This window comes from Arthrobacter sp. S39 (assembly GCF_004320525.1).
Classification (GTDB): Bacteria; Actinomycetota; Actinomycetes; order Actinomycetales; family Micrococcaceae; genus Arthrobacter.
This window is the reverse complement of the sequence record NZ_SIHX01000005.1, coordinates 155838-180923: the sequence shown is the minus strand read 5'-3', so window position 1 is coordinate 180923 and position 25086 is coordinate 155838. Positions and strand designations below refer to the sequence as shown.

At 66.2% G+C, this 25086-nt stretch carries 25 protein-coding genes; 12 read left to right on the top strand and 13 right to left on the bottom strand.

The genetic code is table 11. The annotated features are described in order from the left end of the window. Nucleotides 1-26: 26 nt before the first annotated feature. The 7 genes from EYS21_RS12075 to EYS21_RS12045 all read right to left on the bottom strand — a co-directional run bounded on the left by EYS21_RS12075 (nucleotide 27) and on the right by EYS21_RS12045 (nucleotide 8046). A complete protein-coding gene (locus EYS21_RS12075) occupies nucleotides 27-1439 on the bottom strand; it encodes a mannitol dehydrogenase family protein (RefSeq protein ID WP_131133449.1) in 1413 nt (470 codons plus the stop codon). Continuing rightward, on the bottom strand, nucleotides 1436-2842 hold the full coding sequence (gene uxaC, locus EYS21_RS12070; protein WP_131133448.1) for a glucuronate isomerase: 1407 nt from the start codon (nucleotides 2840-2842) through the stop codon (nucleotides 1436-1438). The genes EYS21_RS12075 and uxaC overlap by 4 nt, the downstream gene beginning before the upstream one ends. Nucleotides 2843-2919: 77 nt before the next feature. Then, nucleotides 2920-3981 (bottom strand): LacI family DNA-binding transcriptional regulator, encoded by a 1062-nt coding sequence (locus EYS21_RS12065; RefSeq protein WP_131133447.1) that lies wholly within the window; start codon nucleotides 3979-3981, stop codon nucleotides 2920-2922. A gap of 63 nt (nucleotides 3982-4044) precedes the next feature. After that, nucleotides 4045-5211 carry a Gfo/Idh/MocA family oxidoreductase gene (locus EYS21_RS12060; RefSeq protein WP_131133446.1) on the bottom strand — a complete coding sequence of 389 codons (1167 nt, stop codon included), beginning with the start codon at nucleotides 5209-5211 and terminating at the stop codon, nucleotides 4045-4047. A gap of 58 nt (nucleotides 5212-5269) precedes the next feature. Next, on the bottom strand, nucleotides 5270-6139 hold the full coding sequence (locus tag EYS21_RS12055; protein ID WP_242633399.1) for a sugar phosphate isomerase/epimerase: 870 nt from the start codon (nucleotides 6137-6139) through the stop codon (nucleotides 5270-5272). 51 nt (nucleotides 6140-6190) lie between these two features. Then, nucleotides 6191-7198 carry a Gfo/Idh/MocA family oxidoreductase gene (locus EYS21_RS12050; RefSeq protein WP_131133445.1) on the bottom strand — a complete coding sequence of 336 codons (1008 nt, stop codon included), beginning with the start codon at nucleotides 7196-7198 and terminating at the stop codon, nucleotides 6191-6193. Beyond that, nucleotides 7198-8046 (bottom strand): sugar phosphate isomerase/epimerase family protein, encoded by an 849-nt coding sequence (locus EYS21_RS12045; RefSeq protein ID WP_131133444.1) that lies wholly within the window; start codon nucleotides 8044-8046, stop codon nucleotides 7198-7200. The genes EYS21_RS12050 and EYS21_RS12045 overlap by 1 nt, the downstream gene beginning before the upstream one ends. A gap of 220 nt (nucleotides 8047-8266) precedes the next feature. Here EYS21_RS12045 and EYS21_RS12040 point away from each other — a divergent pair, with 220 nt between their 5' ends. From EYS21_RS12040 to EYS21_RS12030, 3 genes are all read left to right on the top strand, one after another. Next, on the top strand, nucleotides 8267-9289 hold the full coding sequence (locus EYS21_RS12040) for a LacI family DNA-binding transcriptional regulator (protein ID WP_131133443.1): 1023 nt from the start codon (nucleotides 8267-8269) through the stop codon (nucleotides 9287-9289). Nucleotides 9290-9382: 93 nt separating this feature from the next. After that, nucleotides 9383-10207: an ammonia-dependent NAD(+) synthetase gene (nadE, locus tag EYS21_RS12035; protein WP_131133442.1), complete on the top strand. Its 825-nt coding sequence runs from the start codon at nucleotides 9383-9385 to the stop codon at nucleotides 10205-10207. 35 nt (nucleotides 10208-10242) lie between these two features. Continuing rightward, nucleotides 10243-10599, top strand: a complete 357-nt coding sequence (locus EYS21_RS12030) for a DUF5655 domain-containing protein (protein ID WP_131133441.1) — start codon at nucleotides 10243-10245, stop codon at nucleotides 10597-10599. Nucleotides 10600-10644: 45 nt separating this feature from the next. On the opposite strand, the gene EYS21_RS12025 is transcribed toward EYS21_RS12030, so the two are convergent. Beyond that, nucleotides 10645-11559: an NADP-dependent oxidoreductase gene (locus tag EYS21_RS12025; protein ID WP_131133440.1), complete on the bottom strand. Its 915-nt coding sequence runs from the start codon at nucleotides 11557-11559 to the stop codon at nucleotides 10645-10647. A gap of 61 nt (nucleotides 11560-11620) precedes the next feature. Continuing rightward, nucleotides 11621-12409, bottom strand: a complete 789-nt coding sequence (locus tag EYS21_RS12020; protein ID WP_131133439.1) for an IclR family transcriptional regulator — start codon at nucleotides 12407-12409, stop codon at nucleotides 11621-11623. A 197-nt stretch (nucleotides 12410-12606) separates the two neighbouring features. Between EYS21_RS12020 and EYS21_RS12015 the strand changes: the two genes are divergently transcribed. The 3 genes from EYS21_RS12015 to EYS21_RS12005 all read left to right on the top strand — a co-directional run bounded on the left by EYS21_RS12015 (nucleotide 12607) and on the right by EYS21_RS12005 (nucleotide 15277). Beyond that, nucleotides 12607-13326, top strand: coding sequence for a CoA transferase subunit A (locus EYS21_RS12015; RefSeq protein ID WP_131133438.1), 720 nt, complete (start codon nucleotides 12607-12609; stop codon nucleotides 13324-13326). A gap of 80 nt (nucleotides 13327-13406) precedes the next feature. Next, on the top strand, nucleotides 13407-14081 hold the full coding sequence (locus tag EYS21_RS12010; protein ID WP_131133437.1) for a CoA transferase subunit B: 675 nt from the start codon (nucleotides 13407-13409) through the stop codon (nucleotides 14079-14081). Continuing rightward, entirely contained in the window at nucleotides 14078-15277 is a 1200-nt protein-coding gene (locus EYS21_RS12005) for an acetyl-CoA acetyltransferase (RefSeq protein ID WP_131133436.1), read from the top strand. The genes EYS21_RS12010 and EYS21_RS12005 overlap by 4 nt, the downstream gene beginning before the upstream one ends. Before the next feature lie 81 nt (nucleotides 15278-15358). On the opposite strand, the gene EYS21_RS12000 is transcribed toward EYS21_RS12005, so the two are convergent. Continuing rightward, nucleotides 15359-16090 (bottom strand): ankyrin repeat domain-containing protein, encoded by a 732-nt coding sequence (locus EYS21_RS12000; RefSeq protein WP_131133435.1) that lies wholly within the window; start codon nucleotides 16088-16090, stop codon nucleotides 15359-15361. A 10-nt stretch (nucleotides 16091-16100) separates the two neighbouring features. Continuing rightward, nucleotides 16101-16700, bottom strand: coding sequence for a heme-binding protein (locus EYS21_RS11995; protein ID WP_131133434.1), 600 nt, complete (start codon nucleotides 16698-16700; stop codon nucleotides 16101-16103). 217 nt (nucleotides 16701-16917) lie between these two features. Between EYS21_RS11995 and EYS21_RS11990 the strand changes: the two genes are divergently transcribed. Together EYS21_RS11990 and EYS21_RS11985 are read left to right on the top strand one after the other, a co-directional pair. Next, a complete protein-coding gene (locus tag EYS21_RS11990; protein WP_131133433.1) occupies nucleotides 16918-18162 on the top strand; it encodes a sensor histidine kinase in 1245 nt (414 codons plus the stop codon). Beyond that, entirely contained in the window at nucleotides 18159-18785 is a 627-nt protein-coding gene (locus tag EYS21_RS11985) for a response regulator transcription factor (protein WP_131133432.1), read from the top strand. Before EYS21_RS11990 ends, EYS21_RS11985 begins: the two co-directional genes overlap by 4 nt. Here EYS21_RS11985 and EYS21_RS11980 read toward each other — a convergent pair. Then, nucleotides 18782-19591: an IclR family transcriptional regulator gene (locus tag EYS21_RS11980; protein ID WP_131133431.1), complete on the bottom strand. Its 810-nt coding sequence runs from the start codon at nucleotides 19589-19591 to the stop codon at nucleotides 18782-18784. The genes EYS21_RS11985 and EYS21_RS11980 overlap by 4 nt on opposite strands. 41 nt (nucleotides 19592-19632) lie before the next feature. Further along, a complete protein-coding gene (locus tag EYS21_RS11975) occupies nucleotides 19633-20466 on the bottom strand; it encodes an NAD(P)-dependent oxidoreductase (RefSeq protein ID WP_131133430.1) in 834 nt (277 codons plus the stop codon). Between the two features lie 100 nt (nucleotides 20467-20566). Here EYS21_RS11975 and EYS21_RS11970 point away from each other — a divergent pair, with 100 nt between their 5' ends. Genes EYS21_RS11970 through EYS21_RS11955 form a run of 4 tightly spaced genes read left to right on the top strand, consistent with a single transcriptional unit; the run spans nucleotide 20567 to nucleotide 25084 of the window. Beyond that, nucleotides 20567-21898, top strand: coding sequence for an extracellular solute-binding protein (locus EYS21_RS11970; RefSeq protein ID WP_131133429.1), 1332 nt, complete (start codon nucleotides 20567-20569; stop codon nucleotides 21896-21898). Further along, nucleotides 21895-22845: a sugar ABC transporter permease gene (locus EYS21_RS11965; protein ID WP_131133428.1), complete on the top strand. Its 951-nt coding sequence runs from the start codon at nucleotides 21895-21897 to the stop codon at nucleotides 22843-22845. Before EYS21_RS11970 ends, EYS21_RS11965 begins: the two co-directional genes overlap by 4 nt. Continuing rightward, nucleotides 22842-23753, top strand: a complete 912-nt coding sequence (locus EYS21_RS11960; RefSeq protein ID WP_131133427.1) for a carbohydrate ABC transporter permease — start codon at nucleotides 22842-22844, stop codon at nucleotides 23751-23753. The genes EYS21_RS11965 and EYS21_RS11960 overlap by 4 nt, the downstream gene beginning before the upstream one ends. A 41-nt stretch (nucleotides 23754-23794) precedes the next feature. Beyond that, entirely contained in the window at nucleotides 23795-25084 is a 1290-nt protein-coding gene (locus tag EYS21_RS11955) for a glucarate dehydratase family protein (protein ID WP_131133426.1), read from the top strand. Nucleotides 25085-25086: the final 2 nt, after the last annotated feature.

The window sequence follows — 25086 nt, the reverse complement described above, 5'->3', positions numbered from 1 at the left end:
TTTCGGGGTGTCGGGGCGGGCAGCGGTCAGAACGATCCGCGCAGGTTCTCAACGAGGTCGATGACGGAGCGGTCCTTTGCAAGATCCGGATCCAGCAACGCAAGCAGGGCCTGCGTCCGTTCCGACCCAGCAAGTTGGTTTGCGGCACCGATGGCGCCCACGAGTGGATCCTGCACCGTGTGGCCACCGGCGGTGAAGTCCATCCAGGCGGCGATCATCAGTGCGGCGCCAGCCCCGGAACGACCCGCGGCACGCTCGGCTTGGAGTACCGGGACGGCGCGCATCCGCAGTTTGGTGCTGCCGTCCATCGCGATTTGCGCCAGGTGGTGGGCGATCCGGGCGTTGCTGAACCGGGCATGGAGGGCGGCACGGTAGGCAGGGATCTGCAAGTCTGTGCCTCCCGTCCCGCTGCCGGCCAGGTTGGCCTCGGCCTCGTCCCAGAAACCCTCCACAGCCTGCAGGCAGAACGGGTCCGCCAGCGCCTGGGCCACGGTGGTGTGGCCGCGGAGCTGGCCGGCGTAGGCGAGCAGGGAGTGCGCGCCGTTCAGCAACCAGAGTTTGCGGTTTTCGTAGGGTTCGATGTCGGCCACGAACACGGCACCGGAGTCCTCCCAGCGCGGCCGGCCGGCGGGGAACTCCCCGCTCAGGACCCAGTTGGAGAAGGGCTCGGCCACCACAGGTGAATTGTCGCGGTAGCCGCAGGCAGCCTCGACGGCGGCAAGGTCGGCGTCGGTGGTGCGCGGGGTGATGCGGTCCACCGAGGTGCTGACGAAGCTGATGTTGGCGTCGATCCATTCCGCAAGGCCTGCGTCCCACGCGCCGGCGAAGCCCGCCAGGGCATTGCGGGCAACGGTGCCGTTGTTCGAGAGGTTGTCGCAGCAGACGACGGCGAGCGGTCCCGCGCCGGCAGCCCGGCGCGCGGCGAGGGCGAGCACCAGCCGGCCCAGCGGCGTCGCCGGATATGCGCTGCCGGACGCCAGCAGCGCAAGGTCGGCGGCGACGTCGGATGCGGCGCGTTCCAGGTGCCCGTCGGAACCGATACGGTAGGCAGCTTCGGTGATGGTCAGGGTGATGATGGCGGTGACGGGGGCCGCAACCAGCTCCACGAGGCGCTGCACGTCGGCTCCGTCCACGGCCTCCACAATGCTGCTGACCACGGCGAACGAGTCGCCGGCGTCGGCGCGTTCCACCACGGTGAACAGCCCGTCCTGTTCAGCCAGCGCCAGCGCGGCGTCCGGTCGGCGGCCAGTGAAAGCTGCGATGCCCCAGTCCGCGGCGTCAGACGCCTGCTGGGTGTACCAGGCCTGGTGCGAGCGGGAGAAGGCGCCGAGCCCCAGGTGGACGATCCGCACCGGCGCCTTGGCGGAGGGGCGCAGGCGCCGGTTGAGTTGGGGAAGGTCGACGGCGGATGGCGCCCCGGGCTGCAGTTCGATGCTCACAGCTTGAACACCCGTCTCGGTGAACCGTCCACCAGGTCGACGATCAGTTCGTGGGCGCGGTCCTCGCTGACGCGGTGCTCGGCCACGAGGCGGGCCAGGAAGGAGGCTTCGATCCGGCGCGAGGCATCGTGGCGTGCGGGGATGGAGCAGAACGCGCGGGTGTCGTCGATAAAGCCGGAGGAGCGGGAGAACCCGGCGGTTTCGGTCACGGCCGAGCGGAAGCGCAGCATGGCGTCCGGCGCGTCCAGGAACCACCACGGCGCACCGAGATAAACCGACGGGTAGAAGCCTGCCAGCGGCGCGAGTTCGCGGGAGAACACGGTCTCATCCAGGGTGAAGAGCACCAGGTGGAAGTCCTTGGCGGTGCCGAAGTCCTGCAGTACGGGGCGGATGGCCTCGGTGTAGTTTATCGCGAAGGGGATGTCGTGGCCGGTGTCGGCGCCGTACGTGTTGAACGTGGGTTGGTGATGGTTGCGGTACGAGCCCGGGTGGATGGTCATCACCAGGCCGTCCGCCACGGACATCCGCGCCATCTGGTACATCATGTGCGCCTCGAAGGCGTCGCGGTCCTGCGCTGTGGCCTGGCCTGACCGGGCCCGTTCGAACAAGGCACCGGCGTCGGCGGCGTCGAGTTTGAGCGTCGCGGGGGTGCGGACGCCGTGGTCCGCCGAGACGGCACCATGCTCCACGAAATAACGACGCCGGTTTTCCAGCGCGGTGATGTACCCCGCGTAGCCGGTACCGCCATCGCCCGCTGCCGCGATCAGGCGGTCCACGTTCGCGGACCAGGTGGGGTGCGCGATGTTCAGGTAGGCGTCCGGGCGGAAGGTGGGCAGGACCCGGCCGTGGAACGTAGGGTCCTGGGCGATCGCCTGGTGGCTGGCCAGGCTGTCCAGGGGGTCATCCGTGGTGGCCAGGACCTCGATGTTGAAGTCCTTGAACAGTTGGCGCGGACGGAAGCCCGGCCCCAGCAGCTTGGCTGAAATGGCGTCATAGCTCGCGTCGGCGGTCTCGGCGCTGATCTCCTGCTGGAGGCCGAAGACGCTGTCGAACTGGGTCCGGAGCCAGTAGCCGGATGCCGTTCCTTCGAACAAGGGCCACGCCTTGCAGAATTCGCGCCAGACGGTGCGCGAGTCCGGTTCCCCTGCTGCCGAGCCGCGCACCCGGTCCAGCGGGACGCCGCTGGCGTGGATCAGCCGGGTGACGTAGTGGTCCGGGCTGACCAGCAGCGCAGCCGGGTCCGGGAAGGGTGTGTTCTGCTCGATGACTGCGGCGTCAACGTGACCGTGCGGGGAAATGATGGGCAGGTCCCGGACTCGCTGCAGGAGGTCCCGCGCAATGCTGCGCGTTCCGGGATCCGCGGGCAGGAGCCGGTCTGGGTTGGCGGCAATCGACTGTGACATAGGTCAATGGTCCGGCCTGCACCGGAGCTTTGTCAACCGGTTGCCATCAATTGCCATTCAGTTGCGGGGCTGCGAAGCTAGCCGGCGGGAAGGAGCCGCCCGCTCGAGCCACGCAGCACCAGCTCGGTTTCCACCCTCAGGGTTTCGGCGCCCTCCCCCCGGCCCTGCAGGAGATCAAGCAGCAGCGTTGCGGCGCCTGAGCCGCACTCCCCCAACGGCGAACGCACTGTGGTGAGCGGCGGGGTAGTGAAGTCGGCACCGAAGATGTCATCGAAGCCCACGATGCTGATCTGGTCCGGGACCACCACGCCCGCGGCCTGGAGTTCCTGCATGAGGCCGATCGCCAGGAGGTCGTTGTAGGTCAGGACTGCGGTGGCACCGCTGGCCCGGACGTCGCGCGCCACCTGCCTGCCGCCGTCGACCGTGGGTTTGGTGGATTCGAGCCGTACGGCGTCCAGCCGGGACCACTCACAGGCGGCCTGCACGCCGTCCCAGCGGCGCGCGGACATCCAGGACTGCGGCGGCCCGGCAACAAAGGCAACCTTCCTGTGCCCGTTGGCGGCCAGGCTGCGGACTGCCTCGCTGATGCCCTTGTCGACGTCCGGGACAACGCAGGGCACGCCGTCGACCTCGCGGTTGATGACCACCACCGGTTTGTCGCGGGCGAGGGCGCGGATGTTGTCGTCGTCCATCCGGGGGCTGGCCAGGATGAGGCCGTCCACGGTGGCCATCATGCGGCGGGCCGCCGTGAGCTCGGTGACGGCGGACTCAGCGGACTCCGCGAGCACCAGGGTGTAGTCCCGCACGGTGGCGGTCGTCTCGGCCCCGCGGATGATGTCGAAGAACGTGGGGTTGGTGATATCCGCGACGATCAGGCCGAAGGTGCTGGTCCGGCCGGTCGGCAGCGCCCGGGCGAACGGGTTGACCTGGTAGTTCAGCTCGGCAGCCGCATCCTCGATGAGTTTCTGCGTCTTGGCGCTGACCCTTCCCGGCTTGCTGAGCGCACGGGAAACGGTGGAGGGATTGACGCCGGCAACTTTGGCAATGTCGTAGATGGTGGCGTTGGATTTTCCGTCCCGGCCGTGCTTTTTGACCGGGCCTGGCGTTGCGGCAACGTCCGGGGTCTTGGGTTCAGTCACGGCCCCATCCTAACGAGGAAAGTTGGCCAGCGGTTGCCGAAGCTGGCGGCTGGCCGGGTTCGGCTAGGAGCGCTCGGGGAACTTGCCTTCGTCCGCGATGCGCTTGTTCAATTCGGCCAGGAACACGTCCTCGTCGAAGTCCAGGCCCACTTCCGTGCCGGTCCAGCTGGACAGGTGGATGGCGTTGGCCAGGCGGACGCCGTTGATGCCGTCCGAGCCCGGCGCCAGCAGCGGGGTGCCGTCCAGGATGTTGGCGGCGAAGTTCTCCAGGACGCCGGCGTGCTGCCCACCCCAGACAGAATCAAATTCGATGACTTCGGTGGTGTAGTACTGCTCGGGGTTCAGCTCGCCTTTAAAGAGCTTGCGGACGTCGTCCATGTCCATGGCGTCGCTGAGTTCACGCTCGGGCTTGACCAGGCGGGTGACAGTGGCGGTTTTGGAGTTTTCGACGACGATCTTGCCCTGGTCGCCCAGGATTTCGAAGCGGTCGGTTCCCACGAGGTCGTGCGTGGCGGTGACAAAAACGCCGGTAACTCCGTCTCCGTAATCAGCCACCGCAGTCACTTCATCCTCGACGGCGATGTCGCGGCGGAAGCCGAAGGAAACCTTGGAGTAGACGGACTTGGGCACTCCGCAGATCCACTGCCACAGGTCCAGCTGGTGCGGTGCCTGGTTGACCAGGACGCCGCCGCCCTCGCCGCCCCACGTCGCGCGCCATTCGCTGGAGTTGTAGTAGCCCTGCGGACGCCACCAGTTGGTGATGATCCAGTTGCTGCGGCGGATCGTGCCGATCTCACCGTTGTCCACGATCTCTTTAAGCTTCCTGTACAGCGGGTTGTTGCGCTGGTTGAACATGATGCCGAAGGAGAGTTCCGGCTTGCCGGCAGCGAACTCGTTCAGTTCCCGGACCTGCTTGGTGTAGACGCCGGCCGGCTTCTCAAGAAGGGCGTGGACGTTGCGCTTGAGGGATTCGATGCCCATTTCCGGGTGCAGGAAGTGCGGGACGCACGTGACCACCGCATCGACGTCGCCGCTTTCCAGCATGGCGATGTAGTCGTCGTAGAAGGGGGCGTCCGGGTAGTGGGAAGCGGCAACGTCCTTCTTGGCGGGGTCGATGTCGCAGATGGCACCTATCTCCAGGTTGGGGATCATTCCGTCTGCGATGAACCTGGCGTAGGCGCCGCCCTGCTGTCCCAGGCCGATGATGCCGAGGCGTACTTTCTTGCTCACAGTTATTTATCCTTTTCGTTGGTTGAGCTTGTCGAAACCAGTTGCTGGAAATCGGTGCTTAGAAAAGCCCGGAGTGGCCCAGGGCAATCAGGTTGTTGTAGGAGATCTGCAGCGCTTCCCAGACTGTCCGGCCGTAGAGTTCGTCCTGCTCCACCAGCAGGTACGCTGCGCCTGCAGCCTGCGCGGCCGGGATGATGGACGCGAAGTCCAGGTTGCCTTCGCCCACTTCGGCGAACTGGACAACGTTTTTGAATTCGGCCATGAATCCGGCGAAGTCCCCGGAATCCAGCTGCCCCATGGCCGCTTCCGGCATTTGGCCGATGCGGTAGTCCTTCAGGTGCACCATGGCTGTGCGGCCAGCGTACTTTTCCAGGGTGCGCACCGGATCCAGGCCGCCGCGCTGCACCCAGTGCACGTCGATTTCCAGGCCCATCGCTGGGGAGTTCTCGGCAATGATGTCCAGCATGAACTTGCCGTCGAACTTCGCAAACTCGATGTGGTGGTTGTGGTAGTAAAGGTTCAGGCCCTGGTCCTTCAGACGCTCGGCGTATTCATTGGCCTGCTTGGCGAAATCGATCACCGCGCCGATGGATGTCATTGCACCGAACGGCAGCATGCCGATCCGCAGCAGTTTCGCGTCCAGGCTTTGGGCGTCGTCCACGATCTTGTCGAAGTGGTCCTGGAGCGAATCGCCGGGGCGGCCCTTGGGGGTTTCCATGGCGACGGACAACGCCGCGACGTCCATGCCCAGTTCGCCTCGGGAGCGGTCCAGTTCTGCCACGTTCTCCGGTGTCATCGGGATCTGGGAGATTTCGACGGCGTTGTAACCGATCGCGCTGACCTTGCGGAGCGTTTCGAACGCCCCGATCTCCGCGAAACTGTCTTTCAGCATCATCGCCTGTACGCCGATTTTGGCTGTGGTGGCCATGGTGGTCCTCCGTTGTCTTCTGACCCCTCCAGGGCCATCGTGCCCGCTTACTCAGGAAACCTGGTGAACCGAATCCGGGTAGCTCTGCCGGTACACGTCCTTGATGATGCGCAGCGATTTCTCGGCTTCGGCAGGGCTGATCCAGAACGGCTCGGTCTCGTCCAGCCGGTTGTAGAAGTCGTTGATCAGGAGCTCATGCGAGACACCCCAATAGGACCGGCCGCCGGAGTCGCTGGTGCGTTCCGGAATGACGTCCACGCGCCCGTCATCATGGCTGACAGTGAGGTCGCCCCGAAGGCTCAGGACCGCCTTCCCGGTGACCACATCGAGTGTCACCGGCGCATTAAAGGCATTGGCCAGGGTGGCATAAAACGCGCTCCGGGCACCGTTGGCATGTTCCGCGACGAATTCTGCGGTGTCCTCCACCTCGATGGTGCCACCCAGGAAACGCGTGGATGCATTGCCGGTGACCTTCACGACGTCGCCCACCAGCCACTGGAGCAGGTCAACGGTGTGGATGGCCTGGTTCATCATGAGGCCACCGCCGCCGCCGGCCCACGTCCCCCGCCATGGCCTGCTCTGGTAGTACTCAGGGCCCCGTTGCCACATAACCGTTGCGGATGCCCCCACCACCGGCCCAAGTTCGCCGGATGAGAGCAGGGCATGCATGGCCTGCGCCGTAGCGTTGTACCGGTTCTGGAAGCAGACGGCGATCTTCGCGGTGCCCGCTGAGGCGGCCTCAACCAGGCGGCGCCCCTCCGCCAGGGTGTGTGCCAGCGGCTTTTCCACGATGACGTTGACGCCGCGCTCGAGGCAGTCTGCTGCCACCGACGCATGCTGGTCGTGCGAAGTACAGATGTGCACCACATCGGGCCGGACCGCCTCGATAAGGCTCAGATGGTCGGCGAAGCCGGGGACGCCATACGCGGCCACGGCGGCCGCCAGCCGCTGCGGATCCGTATCGCAGACCGCAACCAAAGAGGCGCCGTCGAGCTTTGCAACCGCATCGAAATGCACGGCGGACACATCGCCGCAGCCGATGACCGCCGCCGTCGTCATCAAGAGAGTCCAACCCCGTTCTTCGCCGCGAGCGCGGCAAAGGCCCGCGCCGCGATGCCGAAAGCCACCGGTCCCGAAAAACCGCCCAGCTCATGCGTACTGGCCAGGTGGGGTTCCAGTGACGCAAAGCCGGAGAAACCGTCAGCCTTAAGCGCGGCGATGGTGGCGTCGAGCTCGCCGTCTCCCTCACCGGAGGGCACCACTTCGCCGGTGGTAGAGAGCGCATCCTTGACCTGGAGGTACTCGAGGTAAGGGCGCAGGATGGCGTACCCGTCCGTGTACGGCTTGACGCCCACCTGTACGAAGTTGGCGTTGTCCCAGGCGACGCGCAGTGCCGGAGAGTTCACGGATTCCATGATGTCCAGCACGCGCTGCGGTGTATCCCCGTAGATGTCCTTTTCATTCTCATGCAGGAGCACGACGCCGGATTCCTCGGCGAGCGCTGCCAACGCACCCATGCGGGCCAGGACGTCGTCGCGGATCTCTTCCGGGGTCCGGCCTTCGGCCCGGTAGAACGAGAAGATCCGGACGTATTTGGTATCCAGGCCCTTGGCCACGGAGATGATCTGGCGGAGCCGTTCCACCTCGTGTTCCACGGGCAGGCTCACGTCCACCTTGCCGATGGGGCTGGCTACGGCCGAGACCTTGAGGCGCTTGGCATCGAGGATTTCCTTGAGCGCGGCAATCTGCTCCGGTGTCAGCTCGGAGACGTTCGTCCCCCAGGCGCTGCGGACCTCGATATGGCTGGCGCCCAGTGCCAGCAGCACAGACGCCTGAATGGCCGGATCCGGATCAATTTCGTCGCCGAATCCCGAGAGCTGCCAGGTTGCGGATGGTGCTTGGGTCAAGGGAATCTCCTCGGTAGGACCCTCGCGGCAGTGGCAGCCGTGGATTCCAGCTACGGCGCGTGGGTGACTCGGTTCACAGAACGGTACTCCCGCAAGTCTAGGCATCGCGCCAACGAATGACAACCGATTGCCAAAGATTGGCGGATTGTGGCATTCTTGGCGGATGCAGCTATGGCAATGGTCATAGCCACCCCCGTCATTTCGTTCAGAGAGGAGCGCCATGGCGACGCAAGCCGCAGGAACGGACCGCCCTGCCACGATCCACGACATCGCCGCCCGGTGCGGAGTCGCTGCTTCCACTGTTTCCCGTGCGCTTTCCACGCCGTACCGCGTCAACGTCCGTACCCGCGAGCGCATTGAAGCCGCGGCGGCAGCGTTGAACTACAGGCCGAACATCCAGGCCAAGGCGCTGAGCTCCGGCCGGACGTCCGCCGTCGGGGTCCTGGTGCCGGACATTACCAACCCCTTCTACTTTGACCTGATCCGGGGAACGCAGCTCCAGCTCAAGGCGGCCGGGTACACCCAACTGCTGGTGGACACGGAGGAGTCCGACGAAGTGGAGGCCACCACCGTTGACCAGCTGCGCAAGAGCGCTGACGGAATCATCGTTGCCGCGTCGCGGCTCACGGACGAGGTGTTGCTGGCAGCGGCCGCGACGACGCCCCTGGTGGCCATCAACCGGGACGTTCCCGGCGTTCCCGCGGTCATCATCGACACTCCCTCGGCCACCAGCCAGGCACTGGACCACCTCGCTTCGCTGGGACACACCAGGATTGCCTACATCGCCGGGCCCACGACGTCCCAGTCCAGTACCCGTCGCTGGGCCGCCCTGGCCGGGGCGGCAGAGGAACTCGGCGTGGAAGTCCGCCGGCTTGGACCGTTCGCGCCCAAGACCCAATCCGGTGCGGCCGCAGCGGACGCCGCTGTCTACTCCGGCGTCACGGCCTGCATCGCGTTTAACGACCTGATTGCCATCGGGATGCTGCAGAGGCTGCGTGAACGGGGTCTCCGTGTACCAGAGGACATGAGCATTGTGGGGTGTGATGACATTTTCGGGGCGGACTTCTGCAATCCGCCGCTGACCACCATGGCCTCCCCCATCGAACAGGCAGGCCGCGTGGCTGTCTCCATGCTGCTGGCCCAGCTGAACGCGCTGGCCGGAGGCGGCACGCGCAGCCGCTCCGTGATGCCCACGCACCTCACGGTCCGCGGCTCCACCGGGCCGGCTCCGGCGAAAGCGTAACCCCGGAGCTGAAGTGTACGTTCGCGCTCAACCGTGACTGGTTGCGGAGGACACAGTTGAGCGTTATTGACACTGCTGGCTAGGCTGGGACACATGCGCGAACTCCAGGCCAAAATCGTTGAAGAAATGGGCGTGCAGCCCCGGATCGATCCCGTCGGGGAGGTGCGCAAACGCGTGGCTTTCCTCAAGGACTACCTCAAGGCAACACACACCAAGGGCTTTGTCCTGGGAATCTCCGGCGGACTGGACTCATCGCTCGCCGGCCGGCTGGCCCAGCTTGCCGTTGAGGAGCTGGAAGCCGAGGGTGTGGAGGCCAACTTCGTGGCCGTCCGCCTGCCCTACGGCGTGCAGCACGACGAGGACGACGCCCAGGCAGCACTGGACTTCGTCCAGGCCAAGACGGAGTGGACCTTCAACATCTCCGCCGCCGTGGACGGCTTCGAGGATGAGTTCGAAAAGACCGTCGGAAACGGGATTTCCGATTTCCACAAGGGCAACACCAAGGCGCGCACCCGGATGATTGCCCAGTACGCGCTGGCCGGCGAACACAACTACCTGGTCATCGGCACCGACCACGGCGCCGAGTCAGTCACGGGCTTCTTTACGAAGTACGGCGACGGCGGCGCGGACATCCTGCCCCTGTTCGGCCTGAACAAGCGCCAGAACCGTGAACTCCTGGCCGAGCTGGGAGCCCCGGCACGCGTCTGGGAGAAGGTGCCTACGGCGGACCTCCTGGACGGCAAGCCCGGGCGCACCGACGAGGACGAGTTGGGTATCACGTACGACCAGATCGACGACTACCTCGAGGGCCGCGACGTACCGGATGAGGTAGCCGAAAAGATCGAAGAAAAGTACCTGCGCACGCGCCACAAGCGCACTGTGCCCGTCACGATCTTCGACACCTGGTGGAAGGACTAAGGTTCCGGGGAGCGCCGGGCCGGCCATAGGCGGGCATGACCCACGACGTCGACACGTACCTCGCGGGGAAGCCGCCGGCCGCCGTCGAACTCTTCCGCCGGTTCCGTGCGCTGGTGCTCGCCACCGGCGAATGCGAAGAGCGAGTCCACCGCACGGAGGTGGCGTGGGCGGACCGGCGCGTGTTCGCGGCCGCGTTTATCATTTCCGGGCGGCTGGAAGTAGCCATTGACCTGCTACGGCTGGTGGACCATCCGGCCCTGCTGCAAAGCTTTCCCACCACCAGGAGGGTGTACACGCACCGCTTCAGCTTCACCGCAGCTGACCAGCTGGACGCCGACATCGCAGCGTGGCTGGTAGAAGCGCATGACGACGTTGGACCGGGCACCCGATGAACCCCTGTGGCACCGGCTTACCCTGCGCCGTCCTGCTCAGAAGCGTTAGGGCAGCAGGACGATCTTGCCGTGGCCGTGGCCGCTGCGGCTAAGTTCCAGCGCCTCGGCCGCCTCGACCAGCGGCAACCGGTGTGCAATGGTGAACGTGATCAGGCCTTCCGCTGCGAGCGTGGCCACGTCCATGATCCGGCCCTCCTGCTGCTGCACGGCGGCGATCCCGGCCTCCTTTGACTGTTTGCCCGGAGCGGTGATGACGGCCCGGCCGCGGTCCGGGAGGAGTTCGACCGTTGCCGCCACGGATTCCTCGGTCCCCACTGCGTCCAGCACTGCGGTGACAGCTCCGGCCTCCTCAGCGGCGGACCTGATGCGGTCAGCCAGGCCGGGCCCGTAAGGAACGGCCTCCGCGCCCAGCTCCCGCAGGTAGTCCTGGTTGGCTTCCGACGCCGTGCCGATCACGCGGGCGCCAAAGGCCTGGGCAATCTGGACGGCAGCGGACCCCACGCCTCCGGCCGCCGCGTGGATCAGCACCGTGTCACCCGGGCCCACTCCCACCTGCTTCAAGGCTGAGTAAGCGGTGCCCCCTGCCACCGGAATGCAGGCGGCCTGTTCAAAATCGACGCCGGCGGGCAGCGGCGTGAGCTGATCGGCGGGGACCACAGCCTCCATGCGGTAGCCGCCCGTGAAGCCGTTCCAGATGACTTCGTCGCCGACGGTGAAACCTTCGAACGCGGGCCCCACCGCCGTGACCACTCCGGCGGCCTCGCTGCCCGGCACTTCGGGAAGGTCCAGGGGCGCCACTTTGCTGAGATGCCCTGCCACCAGCTTCCAGTCCGTCGGGTTGACGCCAATGGCGCGGAACTCCACCCGCACCTCGCCGGCGGCGGGTTCCGGCAGTTCCTCCGGCCCGATCTTCAAGACCTCCGGATCGCCGTACTGTTCGAAGTACACATTCGTGCTCATGTCCCTGGCTCCTTCGGGTGTTTGGCACTCTATGGCTAGCGTAGGCACGCCCCGCCCGGCGTCACAACAGTTCCTTGGCGGGGGAACCCAGCTTGTTCGTGATCCGGTGGGCTTCCTCCATCAGGAGCCGGCCAAGGAATTCCTGCCGGTCCTCGCGGAAGCGCGGCTCGATGCCGGTCAGGGACAGTGCCCACGCAGGCCGTCCCGCCTGGTCAAAGACGGCGGCACCCATCCCCCAGCTGCCTTCGAGCACCAGGCCGGGATTCACCGAGTAGCCTGCCTGCCGGGTCCTGGCCAGGCCTGCCCGGACAACTTCTGCCGTGTGTGCTGCGGCGAACGCGCCCGCATGGCCTGCCCAGGATGCCAGCAGCTGTTCCTGTTCCGCCTCCGGCAGGAATGCCATGATTGCCGTCCCGGCCGAGGCGACGCCCAGTGGGAAACGGACTCCTTCATGCAGCACGAAGGAACGAACCGGGAAGCTGCCCTCCTCCCTGAGCAGGCAGACCGTCTCCGCTCCCCGGCGGATGGAAAAGAAGGCGCTCTCCCCCGTCTCCTCCGCCAGCCGGCGGAGGCTGGGCCGGGCGATCTCCTCAAGCGGGAACCTTGCGGACGCCACGGACCCCATCAGCAGGATTTCGGGTCCGAGAACCCAATTGCCGGTCCGGGCGTCATGGTCCAGGAGTCCTTCCGCCGCCAGCGAGGTCAGCAGGCGGTGGACCGTCGGCCGGGTGAGGCCTGACTCCTTCACCAGTTCCACCAGCGGGCTGCCTTCGGGCTTGCGGCCGGCGATGCGCAGCAGCCCGGCGATGCGGCTGACAACCTGTGCGCCCTGCACGGGATTCTGGTTCATGTATGACCTTTCGAGCTTCAAAGTATCCATATTGTGGACTCCACTCAGGGTACCGTCCACACTGTAAAAAGGCCACGATTTGGGCAATTCGGATGCCTTGACAGGCCACAATTCACTCCCGTACGCTCCGAAACCAGAGCTATTGTCCATAAAGTGGAATACGCCGTAAAGCCCCCGCTCTCAATGAGGAGAAAAGCATGTCGAAACTCAAAACAGGCGCTGCCGACGCCCTCCACGATGTCCTGCGGGATGGAATCACCCTGGCGGTGGGCGGCTTCGGCCTGAGCGGCATCCCGGCTGACCTGATCGAGGCCGTCCGTGACTCCGGCGTGCGGGACCTGACTGTGGTGTCCAACAACATGGGCGTGGACGGGAAAGGCCTGGGGGTGCTGATCGAAGCGGGGCAGGTCCGCAAGGTCATTGCCTCCTATGTCGGCGAGAACAAGCTGTTCGCCGAGCAGTACCTCGCGGGGAAACTGGAGGTGGAGTTCACTCCGCAGGGCACGCTGGCCGAACGCCTCCGCGCGGGCGGCGCCGGCATTCCCGCCTTTTACACCAAGACGGGAGTCGGCACGCTCGTCGCCGAGGGCAAGCCGCACGAGGTGTTCGACGGCGAAACGTACGTGCAGGAGCGCGCCATCCGTGCCGACGTCGCCCTCGTCCACGCGCACACCGCGGACACGGACGGGAACCTGATCTACCGCTACACCGCCAGGAACTTCAATCCGGTGGTGGCCACGGCCGGTGCGGTCACCATCGCGGAAGCGGAAGTCATCGTGGACCCCGGGACACTGGATCCGAACCACATTGTCACCCCCGGCGTCTACGTCCAGCGCCTGGTCCAGGCGTCCGGGCGGGTCAAGGACATCGAACAGCGCACGGTCCGACCGCGTACCTCCGAGCCCGTCCCCGCCTAGTACTGCTTCACAAGCGGTAACGCTCCACCCAGCGCGAACGAACACTTAAGCCCCCCAACCTTTTGAACAAGGAGACCCCCATGGCCTGGACCAGGGATGAAATGGCTGCCATCGCGGCCGAGGAACTGAACGACGGCGACTACGTGAACCTGGGCATCGGCATCCCCACGCTGGTGGCCAACAACCTGCCCGAGGGCGTCCGCGTGGTCCTGCAGAGCGAGAACGGGCTGCTCGGCATGGGCCCGTTCCCCTACGAGGGCGAAGAGGATGCGGACCTCATCAACGCCGGCAAGCAGACCGTTACGGTCCTGCCCGGCGGCAGCATCTTCGACTCCGCCACGTCCTTCGGCATGATCCGCGGCGGCCACGTGAAGGTCGCCATCCTCGGCGCCATGCAGGTCTCCGGCAACGGCGACCTCGCCAACTGGACCATCCCAGGCAAGATGGTCAAGGGCATGGGAGGCGCCATGGACCTCGTCGCCGGCACCCCGCGCGTTGTGGTCCTCACCGAACACAACGCCAAGGACGGCACCGCCAAAATCGTCACCGAGTGCACCTTGCCGCTCACGGGGCTCAGCTGCGTGGACAGAATTATCAGCGACCTCGCGGTCTTTGACCTGGTGAAAGCGGACGACGGCGGCGGGCGGCAGCTCACGCTGACCCGCCTTGCGCCGGGGGTCACCGTGGACGACATCCGCGCAAAAACCGAAGCCGTGTTCGGCGTCCAACTCGAAAACGAGGAAGTGGCAGCATGAGCCTGAAGCAACAGTTCGGCAAGGACGTCCTGCTCACCGGTTGGGGCCACAGCCGGTTCGGCAAACTGACGGACGAGACGCTCGAGTCCCTGATCGTCCAGGTGGCCACGGAAGCTATCGGCAGCGCCGGGATCGACGCCGGCCAGATCGATGAAATCTACCTCGGCCAGTTCAACTCCGGCATGATGCCGCTGGCTTTCCCGTCGTCACTGGCCTTGCAGGTCTCGCCGGACCTGGCCAACGTCCCGGCCACCCGGGTGGAGAATGCCTGCGCCTCCGGCTCGGCCGCTTTCCAGCAGGGCACCAAGTCCCTGCTGGCCGGCACCGCGAAAACCGTCCTGGTGATCGGTGCCGAGAAGATGACGCACGCCGGCGCCGACGTTGTAGGAGCCGCACTGCTGGGCGCCGACTACGACATGGCCGGCCAGACCTCCACCACCGGCTTCACCGGGCTCTTCGCGGACGTCGCCAAGCACTACGACAAGCGCTACGGACGCGGCGACGGAAAGCTGGGCGACGTCCTGGGCACCATCGCGGCAAAAAACCACCGCAACGGAGTGGACAACCCTTACGCCCAGCTCCGCAAGGACCTCGGCGAGGAGTTCTGCCGCACCATCTCGGACAAGAACCCGATGGTCGCCGACCCCCTGCGCCGTACCGACTGTTCCCCCGTGTCCGACGGCGCCGCCGCCGTCGTGCTGTCCGTCTCACCAACCGGCGGGGCCACTGCGCCGGTGCGGCTCGCAGGCTTCGGCCAGGCCAATGATTTCTTCCCGGCCGACCGCCGGGATCCCACGGCTTTCGCGGCCACCCGGGTGTCCTGGCAGCGTGCCCTGGCGATGGCCGGCGTCGGCCTTGAGGACCTGGACTTCGCCGAAGTCCACGACTGCTTCACCATCGCCGAACTGCTGATGTACGAAGCCATGGGACTGACCGAACCGGGCCAGGGGGCCCGCGCCCTCGAGGAAGGCTGGGTATTCAAGGACGGCAAACTGCCCATCAACGTCTCCGGCGGGCTCAAAGCCAAGGGCCACCCTGTGGGTGCAACCGGCGTGTCCCAACATGTCATCGCCGCCATGCAGCTCACGGGAACCGCCGGCGACATGCAGCTCGCCAATCCCAGACGCGCCGCCGTCCAGAACATGGGCGGTGTTGGTATCGCCAACTACGTCAGCGTGCTCGAGGCCGTCTCGTAATCCAACGCGGGGTCAGATACGGCCGCTCCGGGGCGGATTATCGGGCCGTATCTGACCCCGCGTTGGAGGTGACCGGCAGCGCTAGCGATCGCGGATCAGGTTGGCGATCTCGGCAAAGCCCAGCCGTTCGGCGTTCTGCAGGGCCGTGCGGCCCTCGGGATCCCGGATGTTCGGATCCCCGCCGGCCTCGAGCAGCAGCCGGACCACCTCCTGCTGCCTGGGCCCGCCGTCGTTGAGCAGGATGGCCTCCTGCATGGCGGTCCAGCCCAGGTTGTTTACATGGTTGACGGGCACGCCTTCGGCCAGCAGGATGCGGACCGTCTCCACATGGCCGTGTTCACTGGCCGGGATCAGGGCTGTCCCGCCGTAGCGGTTGGTGCTGGCGACGTCGGCGCCGGCCGCCAGGGTCAGCTGGAGGACCTCGTTGAAGCCCTCGGCCCCGGCGTAGAGGAACGCGGAGTCCTGGATCGCGTCCTTGGCGTTCACGCTCCCGCCGCGGCCAATGAGCTCAGCCACCAGCGCCACGTTGTTGGCCTTCGCGGCGGCGATCAGTCCCTGGTCGAGCCGGGCCTGCGCCTCGGCGGACAAGGCAGGCGGCTTGGTGGGAGCCGGAGTTGAAGCAGACGGGGCGGGAGCGGAGGTCCCAGGACCCGGCAGGACGGACGACGGCGGCGCCTCCACCCGTGGTGCCTCGCCGGGAACCGTCTGGCAGGCCGCGAGGCACACTGCCACGCCGCCCGCCACAATCAGTACAGCCGCCGTGCTGCGTGCCCGGCGCCGGTTCTTCAACCGCCAGGTCCTGAACCGCCTCATGGAGCCGAGCCTACTTGGCCGGGCCGGCTGCGAGCGCGGCGATCGCGTCGGCGCCGGCGGTGGCGCAGGCTTCGTCCAGGGTGCCGTCGGGGGCGCCGCCCACGCCGATGCCCGCCACCGAGACGCCGTTGACCTTGAGCGGGACGCCACCGGCGAGGAACAGGGTGCCGGGGAGGTCAGCGATGCTGGGTCCGTTGCCGTTGATGCGCTTGGCCAGCTCACTCGTGGGCGCACCGAAAGCAGCCGCGGTGTAGGCCTTCTGCTTGGCTGCTTCGATCGTGTGCTCGGCGGCGTTGTCCCCGCGAAGGAGCGCCTGGACGGTTCCGAACCGGTCCACGAGGGCCACTGTGACGAACGGCAGCTTGTCCGCCTGGCATTTGGCGAGGGCTGCGCTGACGGCATGGGACGAGGCGCCAACACTGATGCGGTTCTGCGCCACCACGGTTTCCGGTGCCTGCGGGATATCGACGGCGGGCACAGCAGCGGGCGCCGGCACCGCTGCCTGGGCGGCCGCCTGGCTGGTACCGGCATTGGCTGCGGCGGTCAGACCACCGGTGAGCAGCAACGCTCCGGCGGCAGCGGCGGCGGCAATCTTGTCGGACTTCTTCACGGTGTTCTCCTCATGCTGATGGACTCACGATGATGGGATCCCTTGGAACGGGCATCGGCTCCCTCCATCCTGTCCAGGCCTGCCGGAACAAACATCGGGCCTTCGGCTGCGCCCCGCTCCCCCGGAAGGCCAGCAGCATCAGCCAAAAGGCTGAGAGACCAGCAACGGTGCGGGCAATAGCATGGGAGAGGAACTCCCCTGACCTGAACCGGACCCCATGCCATCCCCTGCCCCTCCCCCTGAAACCCTGACTACAGGATCCGCCCTGCCTGCCCACCCTGCCCCGGCAGCCGGCCGGCTCGGCCGGATCGACGCCGCCGTCCACCTGGGCTTCGCTGTCCTGCTTGTGGCCTCGGCCGTCCGCTATGCAATGCGGCACAGCCTGCCGGACAACCTCCTGGTCCTCGGACTGGCAGGAGCGGTGTTCGCGCTGTATGCCGTGATCGCCGTCCTGGCCCGGCAGGGACGCCCGTGGGCAGTCTGGATGCTGGTGTTTGTAGCCGTCTGGGCAGCCCTGGTCATCGCCGCACCCAGCTTCGCGTGGTGCTCCTTTGCGATTTTCTTCCTGTGCCGCACCGCTTTTCGAGGCGCTGTGGGCTACGTGGCGGCGGGCGCGACGGCGGCCGCCACCGCCGTCGGGCTGTTCCGGCTCAGCGACGGCACGGACCTCGCGATGCTGCTGGGGCCGCTCGCTGTCGGCGCGATGCTGACCCTGATTTATGACCGGATCGAGCACGACGCCGCGGAGCAGCGGCGCCTCCATGCCGAGGTATCGCTGGCGCAGGGTCAGCTGGCGGCCAGCGAGCGCCGGGCGGGCACCATCGCCGAACGCGAACGGGTATCGCGCGAGATCCACGACACCGTGACGCAGGGCCTGGCCAGCAGCCTGCTCCTATTGGAGGCCGCTGACCGTTCGTGGCCAGGCCAGGCATCGCGCCAGGAGCTCACCCAGGCCACGGAGCTCCTGCGCCGGAACCTTGCCGAGACGCGCAGCCTGGTCCACGAACTCGCCGCCCCGGGCCTTGAGGCGTCGCCGCTGCCCGAGGCCCTGCACCAGGCGGCCACGCAGTACGTCCCGCAGGCCCGCCTCCTGGTCACCGGTGAGCCGAGGACCGTTCCCGCTGAGGTCCGGCACACCCTGCTGCGCGTGGTCCAGAGCGCGTCCGCGAACATCCAGCAGCACGCACACGCCGCCACGACAACCCTGACGCTGGGATTCCTCCCGGACTCCGTCACCCTGGACATTTACGACGACGGGACCGGCTTTGATCCGTTGGCGGCAGCACCGCCGTCGGACGCCGGAGGCTACGGGCTGCGCGCCATGCGCCAGCGGGTGGAGCAACTGGGAGGCGTATTCTCGGTGGAAAGTTCACCCGGCGAAGGGACCGTTGTGGCAGCACAACTGCCGGCTCGGGCGCAGCCAGCGCCAGCACTGCAGCAAGAAAACCGGGGCGACGCATGACCACCATCAGCGTGCTCCTGGTGGATGACCACTTGGTGGTCCGGAGCGGCCTCAAGGCGCTGCTGGGCACGCAGCCCGATTTTGACGTGGTGGCCGAGGCTGCCTCCGGCGAGGAGGCCCTGGAGCTGGTGGAACAGCATTCCCCCGCCGTGGTGGTGATGGACCTGGCCATGGGCGCCGGAATGGACGGGATCGAGGCCATCAGGGCGCTGCGGCAGCGCAACGGCCGGCAGGCCATCCTGGTGTTCACCACCTACGATTCGGATGCGGACATCGTCCGGGCAGTGGATGCCGGGGCCATGGGCTACCTGCTCAAGGACGCTTCCCCGGATGAAATATTCGCCGCCATCCGTGGAGCAGTACAGGGAAAGAGCGTGATGAGCGCGCCGGTGGCCTCGCGCCTCTTCCAGCAGCTCCGCAATCCGGACGAGGTCCTGACGCCGCGGGAAGCTGAGCTTCTGAGCCTCCTGACCGAGGGGCTCAGCAACCGGGAGCTCGGCCAGCGGCTCTTCATTTCCGAGGCGACGGTCAAAACGCATTTGGCGCACATTTACGCCAAGCTCGGAGTGGAGACCCGGGCCGCGGCGATCGCCACGGCCATCCGCCGGGAGGGCATGCGCTAGCGGATTCCGGCAACCCGCAGGGTTCTGGCCAGCTCAGCGGCGGCCGCTTCCAGGGTGGCCACGGTGTCGCGGAGGACTTCCTCCGTAGCGAGTTCGGTGGGAATGGAGCAGCTGATGGCATCTGTGCCCGGGATCCGGTACGGCACCACCACACTGACGCAGCAGAGTCCCACAGTGTTCTGTTCCCTCTCCACGGAGTGGCCGGTCCGGCGGAACACCGCCAGTTCAGCCTGCAACGCTTCGAAGTCCGGCACCGTATTGGGCGTGAGCCGCTCGTAGGGACCGGCACCGATCCGCTGGCGGACCTCCGCGTCGGTCAGCTCGGACAGGATGGCCTTGCCCAGCGCCGTCACCTGGGCAGGCAGCTTCCGGCCGACGCGGGACGAAAGCCGCCTGCGGTCAACGGCCTGGCGCGTGGCCAGGTAGATGACATCCGAACGGTCCAGCCGGGCATAGTGCGTGGTGAAGGTGGTGGCGTTCCGGACCTTTTCAAGGACAGCCGAGACGTGTTCCATGACCGGGTCCCGGTCCAGGTAGGCCGTGCCGCACAGCAGTGCGTGGGCTCCGATCCGGTAGCCGCCTTCCGCGGTCTGTTCAATCCAGTTGAGCTCCAGCAGCGTGAGCAGGAGCCAGTGCAGGCTGGACCGCGGGTATCCGGTCAGCCTGAAGATTTCAGCCGTCGTCAGGGGCTGGGGGGCGGCCGCCAGCAATTCAAGGATTGCGATCGTGCGCTCAGCGGATTTAACCAGTTTTACGTCTCCCGCCGCACCATCACCGGCGCCTGGCTGCGCTTCCAGCGGTGTCATCTTTGCTCCCCCTCGTCCCACAACCCGGGCCTTCGCCACATTCATTTGCCCGCCAGCTCCGGGTAGTTGTCCATCCCTACCTTATGGCCCTCACTGGCCCAGAAGCCGCCCAGCAGGCCTGCCCAACTGTCCTGCGCCGCGGTATCCACGCCTTCGGCAAATGCTTCCGCGTCATCCACCGGCTCGAATCCGATGCAGCGGCCGGCCTCGAGGCTTGCCCACCCGCGGGTATTTGCGGAAACGGCCCACACCACGTGGTGCCCTGGTGCCCCCAGATCGTTCAGGGTGGCTTCCACCAAACGGTAGGAATCGGCCGGCGACAGCCAGGAACCCAGCGTCCGGACGTTCCCCGGCCGTTCGCCGCCGGTGCCGATCCGGGCGCTGACCACTTTCATGCCGTACTTGTCGGCGTAGAGGCTGCCCAGAGCCTCCACCGCGGCTTTGCTGACGCCGTAGTAGGTGTCCGGCCGCGGAATAAGTACCGCATCCTGTGCCGCCGCTTCCGTGGGGTGGAAGCCCACAGCATGCGTCGAGCTGGCCAGGAGGACGCGTCCGACGCCGTTGATTCGCGCCGCTTCCAGGGTCACCTGGGTGCCGGTGATGTTGGTTGCCACCAGGTCCGCCCAGGCCTTCTCGCGGTGCAGGCCGCCGAGGTGGACGACGGCGGTGGCGCCCTTGAGTGCGCCCGTCATGAACACGGGATCGGCCACTGATCCCACGTGGACGGATTCGTTGGGGCCGGGGGCGGCGGCTTCCGCGAGGTCCAGCAACCGCACCGTATGACCGGCGTCGGCGAGGTATGGCCGCAGCAGTGTGGCCATCATGCCGGCCCCGCCGGTCAGGGCGATGGTCTGGGGGTTCGGTGCTGCAGACAAGATTCCTCCGACGGTTGACAGCCTGTGACCATGATCATACTCTCATAAAGTAGGTTTCACAGGATAACATCAATTTACATATGTAAAAAGGAGAATCAGAGTGGATTCGAAGTTTAAGTCCCGTTCCCGCGTTGCCTTGGCCGTCACTGTCGCCTCCGCCGCCGTCCTCACAGGCTGCAGCGCGGGGTCCTCCGTGCCGGCGGCAACCGACGACGGCCAGCCCATTGAAGTCTGGGCACGCGCCGGCACCGACGCCGCCACCACTTACGCCGCCCTGTTCAAGGAGTTCACCGCGAAGACCGGCGTGCAGGTCAATTTCCAGGGCGTCCCCGACCTGGACCAGCAGCTCCAGACCCGTGCCGCATCAAAGGACCTGCCGGACATCGTGATCAACGATTCCGCCGCACTGGGCAACTACACCGCCCAGGGCTACCTGCAGAAGCTGGACAAGTCCACGGTCACGGGCAACGACAAGATTTCCGACTCCCTCTGGGATGAGGCCAAGGGCCTGGACGGCGCCACCTATGGCGTTCCGTTCTCCCGGCAGACCATGGTGACCCTCATCCGCAAGGACTGGCGCGAAAAGCTGGGCCTCCCGGTCCCCAAGACCCAGGAGGACCTGGCCGCCCTGGCCGCAGCCTTCGCCACTAAGGACCCTGACGGCAACGGCCAGGCAGACACCTACGGCATGACCGTTCCCGGTTCCACGGAGCGCGGCTACCTGGGCTGGTGGGCTTCCTCCTACATCTGGCAGGACGGGGGGTCCTACCTCAAGGACGAAGGCGACGGAAAATACGCTGCCTCCGCTTCGAGCGCCGAAACCGAGAAGGGTGTCACCTGGATCAAGCAGCAGTTCTGCACCCCGGGCAACACCCAGCCCGGCGCGCTCACGGCCGCCACGAGCGTCGCCTCCCCGTTCTTCCAGACGGGCAAAACCGGCATCATCCTCACCGGCCCCTACAACCTCGCCTCCTTCGACACCGCCCTGGGCAAGGACACCTACGAGGTCATCGAAGCGCCCAAGGGCTCCGCTGACAACACGGTCCTGGCAGAAGGCGAGAACATCTACGTCACCGCCAGCAACGGCAAGCCGGACCAGACCAAGAAGGTCATCGACTACCTCGTCTCCCCCGACGGCCAGAAGGCAGGCATGACAGCCGGCAAGCAGCCCATTGTCCGCGTCCCGGTCAACGCCGACGTCGATGCCGCCACCGTCTACAACGATCCACGCTGGGGCGTAGTCCAGGATGCCCTGAAGGACTCCTCCAAGGCCTTCCCCTCCGCGATCAACTTTGTCCCCATCAAGCAGGCGGCTGCAGAAGCACTGAACAAGATCGTGTCCGACTGCGGAGCCGACAATGTGGCTTCGGGCCTCAAAGCGCTTGATACGGCCATCAACGACGAGCTGACGAGCCAGAACGCCAAGTCATGACCGTCACGCCAACAAAGCCAGCGGACCCGCTGGTTCCAGCCAAGGGCGCCAAGACGGCACGGTCAGGCAGGAAGCGGGTCAACGGGAAGCAGGTCCTGGCCATCTGGCTGTTCCTGGTGCCGGCAGCCGTATTGGGCCTGTACTTCAAGTTCATCCCCATGTTCGAGGGAATCCGGCTGAGCCTTTTCAAGGTCCAGCCCTTCCTCGGCGACGTTTTCGTCGGCTTCGACAACTACATCAATGTCCTCACGGACGCCCGCTTCATGGACGCCCTGGGCCACACCGTGGTCCTGGGCGTGACCCAGACCCTCGGCGCCCTGGTGGTGGGATTCGTCCTGGCCCTCCTGCTGGAGGGCCAGGCCCGGTCCCTCTGGGTCCTGCGGACCGCCATCTTCCTGCCCGTAGTGACGGCACTCGCCGTCGTCGGCGAGATCTGGCGCATCCTCTACTTCCCCACTGCCGACGGGCCGTTGAACACCATCCTCGGGTGGGTGGGACTGGAACCGCTCCAGTTCCTGAACGGTACGGATACCGCACTCTGGTCCATCGCCGTCGTCGGCATCTGGAGCGGTGCGCCGTACAACATGGTGATCATCCTGGCCGGCCTGACCGGCGTGGACCGCACCCTCTACGAATCAGCCGGCGTGGATGGTGCCACCGTCTGGCAGCGGCTCCGCTACATCACCCTGCCGGCGCTGCGGCCCTCGATCGTGATCGTCCTGACCCTGGCCGCCATCCGCAGCCTCCGCAGCTTCACCGAGGTGTACGTACTCACGGGAGGCGGCCCGGCCGGCTCAACCGAGGTCTGGATGACCCGGATGTACTCGCTGGGCTTCCAACGCAATGACATCGGCGTGGCATCGGCCGCGGCCGTCCTCCTGCTGGTGGTCACGCTCCTCCTGACCGTCGGCACCCAGCTCCTGGCCCGAAGGAAGGCAGAACGATGAGCCAGACCACCACCCGCCCCGCCGCGCGGAAATCCACGCCCTCGGCCTCCTCGCGCTTCGATTCCGCCTTGGGCTGGTCCCCTCGCTTTGGCACGAACATGGCCCTGCGGATCATCCTCTGCATCCTGGTGTTCTGCATCTTTGCACTGCCGTTCATGGCAATCATTTCAGGGGCCTTCGACCGGAACTCCAGCCCTACCGACATCTCGCTGCTGCCGAAATCGTTCACCCTGCAGAACTTCGAGGCGGCCCAGCAGCAGGGCCTCTGGGGCTACCTGCTGAACTCACTGGTTGTTGCCGGCGGCGGGCTCCTCCTGCAGATGACGGTGTCCGTGTTCGCCGCATACAGCCTGAGCCGGAAGAAATTCCGCGGCCAGGCCTTCGCCATGCTGCTGGTCCTGATGACCATGATGCTGCCGGAGGAAGTGATCGCCATCCCGCTCTCACTGGTGCTGGGCGATCTGCCCCTGCTGGGGGTCAGCCTGCGCGGAAGCGTCCTGGCCGTCATCCTGCCGGTGGGTATTTGGGGTTTCTCCATCTTCATCATGAGCGAATTCATGAAGGAGATTCCGGCCGAGATCGAGGAAGCCGCACGGCTGGACGGCGTGGGCGAGTTCAGGATGCTGTTCACCATCATCCTGCCGCTCTGCAAGCCTGCCCTGGGCGTGATCGGGATCTTCGGCTTCATGATGGTCTGGGACCAGTACCTGCTCCCCCTCATCGCCGCCAACGACCCCAGCGACTACACGCTGACCGTTGCGCTCTCCGTCCTCCGGAATGACACCACCGTTGGTCCGGGCGTCCTGCTGGCCGGCGCGGTCATGGCGATGATCCCCAGCCTGCTGGTTTACCTGTTCCTCCAGCGCTCCATGATCCGGGGCATCACCGCCGGCGCCACCAAAGGTTAGGGCAGGCCAGCCCGTCCCGCCCTTCCCACGAAAGAAGTTCCATGCATACCAGCACTGTCCTCACGTCCACCACCACACCCACGGCGGCCGACCTGAAAATCGCCGACATCACCATCACCCCCATCGCCTTCTCCGACCCGCCGCTGCTGAACGCCGTCGGGGTCCACGAACCCCTGGTCCACCGCGTGGTCATCGAAGTCAGAACCGCCAACGGCCTGCTGGGCCTGGGCGAATGCGCCGGCGGCCAGAGCCGGCTGGACAACCTCGCCGTGGGCGCCGCCGCCATCAAGGGCCTCAGTGTTTTTGACACGTCCATGATGGAACAGCTCATCAACGAGGCCCTGGACCCGGCGCTGTCCTCCTTCGAAAAGGCTGCCGTCTTCTCCGCCTTCGAAGTGGCCGCACTGGACATCCAGGGCCATGCCACCGGCCGCACCGTGAGCGAGCTCCTCGGCGGCACCGTCCGGGATGAAGTCCCCTTCAGCGCTTACCTGTTCTACAAGTGGGCCGAGCATCCAGCACTGGACGGCAGTCCGGCCATCACCGACGAATGGGGCGAGGCCCTGGACCCTGCAGGCATCGTCCGGCAGGCGCAGAAGATGATTGCCGAATACGGGTTCAAGTCCATCAAGCTCAAAGGCGGCGTGTTCCCGCCGGCCCAGGAAATCGAAGCCATCAAGGCCCTGCGGGAAGCGTTCCCGGAGATGCCGCTCCGCCTGGACCCCAACACGGCCTGGACTGTGGAGACGTCGCAGTGGGTGGCCAAGGAGACAGAAGGCCTGCTCGAATACCTCGAAGACCCGACCCCCGGCCTCGAAGGAATGAGTGAGGTGGCGGCCACCGCTGCCATGCCGCTGGCCACCAACATGTGCGTGGTGGCCTTCGACCACATCAAGCGCAGCGTGGAACTGGACTCGGTCCAGGTCATCCTGGGCGACCATCATTACTGGGGCGGACTACGCCACACCCGGGAGCTGGGCACCCTGTGCCAGACCTTCGGCCTGGGACTGTCCATGCATTCGAACTCCCACCTGGGCATCAGCCTCGCCGCCATGGTCCACGTTGCCGCGGCCACGCCGGCCCTCACCTACGCCTGCGACACGCACTACCCGTGGAACGGCCACAACGACGTTATCAAACCCGGCACCCTGCGTTTTGTTGACGGCAGCGTAGCGGTGCCGCCCGGTCCGGGCCTCGGAGTGGAGCTGGACCGGGAAAAACTCGCGGAACTGCACCAGCAGTACCTCGACGCAAAGATGACCGCCCGGGATGACACCGGCTACATGCAGCGGTTCGTCCCCGAGTACACCGCAGACCTGCCCCGCTGGTGACT

Coding starts and splice junctions, on each gene's coding strand:
- uxaC (WP_131133448.1), bottom strand. CDS start 2,842: ATGTCACAGTCGATTGCCGCCAACCCAGACCGGCTCCTGCCCGCGGAT.
- EYS21_RS12055 (WP_242633399.1), bottom strand. CDS start 6,139: ATGGCCACCACAGCCAAAATCGGCGTACAGGCGATGATGCTGAAAGAC.
- EYS21_RS12050 (WP_131133445.1), bottom strand. CDS start 7,198: ATGACGACGGCGGCGGTCATCGGCTGCGGCGATGTGTCCGCCGTGCAT.
- EYS21_RS12040 (WP_131133443.1), top strand. CDS start 8,267: ATGGCGACGCAAGCCGCAGGAACGGACCGCCCTGCCACGATCCACGAC.
- nadE (WP_131133442.1), top strand. CDS start 9,383: ATGCGCGAACTCCAGGCCAAAATCGTTGAAGAAATGGGCGTGCAGCCC.
- EYS21_RS12030 (WP_131133441.1), top strand. CDS start 10,243: ATGACCCACGACGTCGACACGTACCTCGCGGGGAAGCCGCCGGCCGCC.
- EYS21_RS12025 (WP_131133440.1), bottom strand. CDS start 11,559: ATGAGCACGAATGTGTACTTCGAACAGTACGGCGATCCGGAGGTCTTG.
- EYS21_RS12020 (WP_131133439.1), bottom strand. CDS start 12,409: ATGAACCAGAATCCCGTGCAGGGCGCACAGGTTGTCAGCCGCATCGCC.
- EYS21_RS12015 (WP_131133438.1), top strand. CDS start 12,607: ATGTCGAAACTCAAAACAGGCGCTGCCGACGCCCTCCACGATGTCCTG.
- EYS21_RS12010 (WP_131133437.1), top strand. CDS start 13,407: ATGGCCTGGACCAGGGATGAAATGGCTGCCATCGCGGCCGAGGAACTG.
- EYS21_RS12005 (WP_131133436.1), top strand. CDS start 14,078: ATGAGCCTGAAGCAACAGTTCGGCAAGGACGTCCTGCTCACCGGTTGG.
- EYS21_RS12000 (WP_131133435.1), bottom strand. CDS start 16,090: ATGAGGCGGTTCAGGACCTGGCGGTTGAAGAACCGGCGCCGGGCACGC.
- EYS21_RS11990 (WP_131133433.1), top strand. CDS start 16,918: ATGCCATCCCCTGCCCCTCCCCCTGAAACCCTGACTACAGGATCCGCC.
- EYS21_RS11985 (WP_131133432.1), top strand. CDS start 18,159: ATGACCACCATCAGCGTGCTCCTGGTGGATGACCACTTGGTGGTCCGG.
- EYS21_RS11980 (WP_131133431.1), bottom strand. CDS start 19,591: ATGACACCGCTGGAAGCGCAGCCAGGCGCCGGTGATGGTGCGGCGGGA.
- EYS21_RS11965 (WP_131133428.1), top strand. CDS start 21,895: ATGACCGTCACGCCAACAAAGCCAGCGGACCCGCTGGTTCCAGCCAAG.
- EYS21_RS11960 (WP_131133427.1), top strand. CDS start 22,842: ATGAGCCAGACCACCACCCGCCCCGCCGCGCGGAAATCCACGCCCTCG.
- EYS21_RS11955 (WP_131133426.1), top strand. CDS start 23,795: ATGCATACCAGCACTGTCCTCACGTCCACCACCACACCCACGGCGGCC.